Below are 3788 nucleotides of genomic sequence, written 5' to 3'. Positions count from 1 at the left end.
AACACGGAAACGGCCCCCTCCCATGCGCGACGACGCCACCGGACGCACCTTCACCGCCCACGAATCGCGCGAGACGCCCTGGCTCAGCGTGGTGCTGGGCTACGGGCCGATGCTGCCGCTGGCGGCCGGCGCCGCCGCCGCCTGGTGGATGCGCGGCCAGCCGCTCGACTACCTCGTCGCCCTGATGACGATCCTCTACGGCGCCGCGATCCTGCTGTTCCTGGCGGGCGTCCGCCGCGGCGTCAGCTTCCGCACCGAGGGCGGCCCGACGGTGATGCAGATCGCGACGATGCTCGGGCTGTTCGTGCTCGGGCTCTCCGCCCTCGTCACCGTGGTGATGGGCAAGGCGATCCCGGCGCTCGGCCTCCTGATCGTCGGCTACGCCGCCATCGCCGTGCTCGACCCGATCGCCGCGCGCGCCGGCGAGGCGCCGCTGTTCTTCGCCCGCCTGCGCCCGCTGCAGATGCCGATCGCGGTGATCAGCCTCGCGGCCCTGCTCTGGCTGAAGTGGATCTCGCCGTACTAGGTCGCCGCGTCGACCCACCGGGCGCGTCGCCAACCGTGCATCCCCTCGCCCCGCACGCGGGGAGAGGGCCGTGTCTCCCCCTTGTCGGGGAGCACGGCGAGGCGGCAGCCGACGGTGAGGGGGCTTCGACCGAGGAGCCTCCTCCGATCGCACCCCCTCACCCTCGCTTCGGCTTCGCCGCCGCTGCTCAGCGGCACGACGAGGTGCCGCTGAGCCTCTCCCCGCGTGCGGGGAGAGGGGCTCCCCGCGATCCATCTGCGGGCGTCGTGCCATGCCGTCGGGATCCGGTCGCGCGACGCCGTCGCCAAGCCGCCGGCTTGCCGCTGCCCCCGCCGCCGCGATACAGCCCAGCGACCCCCGAAGCGCGCGATCGAAACGAACCGTCATGTCCAAGGCCGATTCCAACACCGGCGAGAAGCCCGGCCTGAAGGCCCGCCTGCCGCGCGGCTTCGTCGATCGCCGCGCCGCCGAGATCGCGGCGCAGGGGCGAATGCTGGAGACGATCCGGGCGACGTTCGAGCTCTACGGCTTCGAGGCGCTGGAGACCCCGTTCGTCGAGTACACCGAGGCGCTGGGCAAGTTCCTGCCCGACCTCGACCGCCCGAACGAGGGCGTGTTCTCATTCCAGGACGACGACGAGGCCTGGCTCTCGCTCCGCTACGACCTGACCGCGCCGCTCGCCCGCCACGTGGCCGAGAACTTCGACGCGATCCCCAAGCCCTATCGCAGCTTCCGCAACGGGTTCGTCTTCCGCAACGAGAAGCCGGGGCCGGGCCGCTTCCGCCAGTTCATGCAGTTCGACGCCGACATCGTCGGCGCGCCGTCGGTCGCCGCCGATGCCGAGGCCTGCATGCTGATGGCCGACACGCTGGACCGGCTCGGGCTCGCCGGCCGGTACGTGATCAAGGTCAACAACCGGAAGGTGCTGGACGGCGTGCTCGCGACGATCGGGCTCGCCGGCGACGCCCAGGCCGGGCAGCGCCTGACCGTGCTGCGCGCGATGGACAAGTTCGACAAGTTCGGCACCGAGGGCGTGCGCCTGCTGCTCGGCCCCGGCCGCAAGGACGAATCGGGCGACTTCACCAAGGGCGCCGGGCTCGATTCCGGCCAGGCCGACAAGGTGATCGCGCTGCTGCTCGGCGGCGGCTCGGACACGGCGCCCGAGCGCTTCGCCTTCGTCGACGCGCTGCTCTCGGCCTTCGGCGAGAACGAGACCGCGCGGGCCGGCATCGAGGAGCTTCGGACGATCGCCACGCTGGTCGACGCGGCCGGCTACGGCGTCGACCGCATCCGCGTCGACCCCTCCGTGGTGCGCGGGCTCGAATACTACACCGGCCCGGTCTACGAGGCCGAGCTGACCTTCCCCGTCGTCAACGAGGACGGGCAGACCGTGCGCTTCGGCTCGGTCGCCGGCGGCGGGCGCTACGACGGGCTCGTCGGGCGGTTCCGCAGCGAGCCGGTGCCGGCCACCGGCTTCTCCATCGGCGTGTCGCGGCTGTTCTCGGCGCTGCAGCTCACCGGCAGCCCGCTCGTCGAGGCGGCGGCGAAGCCCGGCCCGGTGGTGGTGCTGGTGCTCGACCGCGACGAGATCGCCGCCTACCAGCGGCTCGTCGCCACCCTGCGGCAGGCCGGCATCCGGGCCGAGCTCTACCTCGGCGGGGCCGGGATGAAGGCGCAGATGAAGTATGCCGACCGCCGCGGCAGCCCGGTGGCGATCATCCAGGGCTCGAACGAGCGCGCGGCCGGCGAGGTCCAGGTCAAGGACCTCATCGCCGGCGCCGAGGCCGCCCGCAACATCGCCAGCAACGCCGAGTGGAAGGCCGCCCGGCCGGCGCAGTTCTCCTGCCCGGAGGCCGAGATGGTCGCCCGCGTGCGCGAGGTGCTGGCCCAGCACTTTTCGGACGAGGCCTGAAGGCAAGCGCCAACGGTCAGACTCTCCCTCCCCCCACTGCGGGGAGGGGGGGCCTCGGCTCACGCGAGGGTCGGGAGAGGGGAGCGACCTCTCCGGATACGGCGCTCCCTCTCCCGACCCGCTTCGCGGGCCACCCTGTCCCGCACCCCAGTCGGGCCTGCCCGACTGGGGCACACGGGGTGCGGATCTCGGGCGAGCCCGAGATCCGTCGGGGGAGGGAAGAGCGGCGGCCCCCTCAGCGCGGGCAGCCGGCGGCGCGCTCCCGGCGCTGGATCTCGGCGACCTTGGCGCGGTTTCGCGCCGGGAGCGGCACGTCGGCGATGTCGCCGTAGCGGCAGCCGGCCTTGCCGAAGGCGCGGAGCCCGCGCGGCGTGCGGCAAGCAGCAGCCGGCCTCGGCGTAGACCGCGTTGCGCTCGCCCCGGAGCGCGTCGCGAGGGACTTCCGCCCGCGCCGGCGCGGCGAGGAGCGGCCAAGTCTTCAGGGCCAACGTCGCCAGGGCCAAGGTCGCCAGGGCCCAGATCGCCAGGGCCAAGGTCGCCGGGAGGAAGGCGAGGGGGGCGCGCATCGGAGCCGGTTCCCATCGGGTTGGGGACCCATCAGAGCCGGTGCGCCGGGCGCCGCACGGCCGCCGCGTCCCACAGGTTCGCCCCTGCGTGTTCATTCGCGCCCGTGCGCGGCGGCGGGGCGGTCGCCAAGCCCGGTTCCGGTTGCTACAGAACCGCTCGACGACGACGGGCAGGATCATGACGCGACCGCAGGCAGGAGAGATGGGGGCGGACGGGCTCGCGCAGGCGCGGCTCTCGGCGCATCTCGCGCAGGGCGGCTACCGCTTCGTGACGCCGCCGGTGCTGCAGCCGGTGGAGCCGTTCCTGGAACTGTCCGGCGAGGACATCCGCCGGCGCATCTTCGTGACGCAGGGCTCGGACGGGGCCGAGCTGTGCCTGCGGCCGGAGCTGACGATCCCCGTCTGCCGCCTGCATCGCGCGCAGGCCGAGGGGCAGGCGGCCGATTACAGCTATTGCGGCCCGGTCTTCCGGCTGGCGGCCGATGAGCCCGACGAGTTCCTGCAGGCCGGCATCGAATCGATCGGCCGCACCGACACGCCGGCCGCCGATGCCGAGGTGCTCGGCATCGCGCTGGAAGGCCTCGCCCTGTTCGGGCACGCGGCGCCGGGCGTGCGCCTCGGCGACATGGGGCTCACGGTGGCGCTGCTGGAGGCCCTGAGCGTGCCGCCGGCCGCCAAGCGCCGGCCCTGTCTCGGAGACACATCTGACGCGGCCGCCGATATGCAGTGTGTAGAGCGCGGGGGGCGCCGGAGCAGTAAAAAAAAACCGGGGGGGGGGGGGGGG

3 protein-coding genes are annotated in these 3788 nt (G+C 73.4%); all 3 read left to right on the top strand.

What is annotated here, in order from left to right:
- Window positions 1-22: 22 nt before the first annotated feature.
- Window positions 23-526 carry a DUF3429 domain-containing protein gene (locus FV223_RS22445; protein ID WP_147729066.1) on the top strand — a complete coding sequence of 168 codons (504 nt, stop codon included), beginning with the start codon at window positions 23-25 and terminating at the stop codon, window positions 524-526.
- A 385-nt stretch (window positions 527-911) separates the two neighbouring features.
- Window positions 912-2438, top strand: a complete 1527-nt coding sequence (gene hisS / locus FV223_RS22435; protein WP_147729065.1) for a histidine--tRNA ligase — start codon at window positions 912-914, stop codon at window positions 2436-2438.
- 744 nt (window positions 2439-3182) lie between these two features.
- Window positions 3183-3788: ATP phosphoribosyltransferase regulatory subunit (locus FV223_RS22425; RefSeq protein WP_187276211.1), on the top strand; the 606-nt coding region annotated here is incomplete at its 3' end.

The organism is Methylobacterium sp. WL116, assembly GCF_008039455.1.
Classification (GTDB): Bacteria; Pseudomonadota; Alphaproteobacteria; order Rhizobiales; family Beijerinckiaceae; genus Methylobacterium.
The sequence above is the reverse complement of the archived record's forward strand: the minus strand, read 5'-3'. Positions and strand labels throughout refer to the sequence as shown.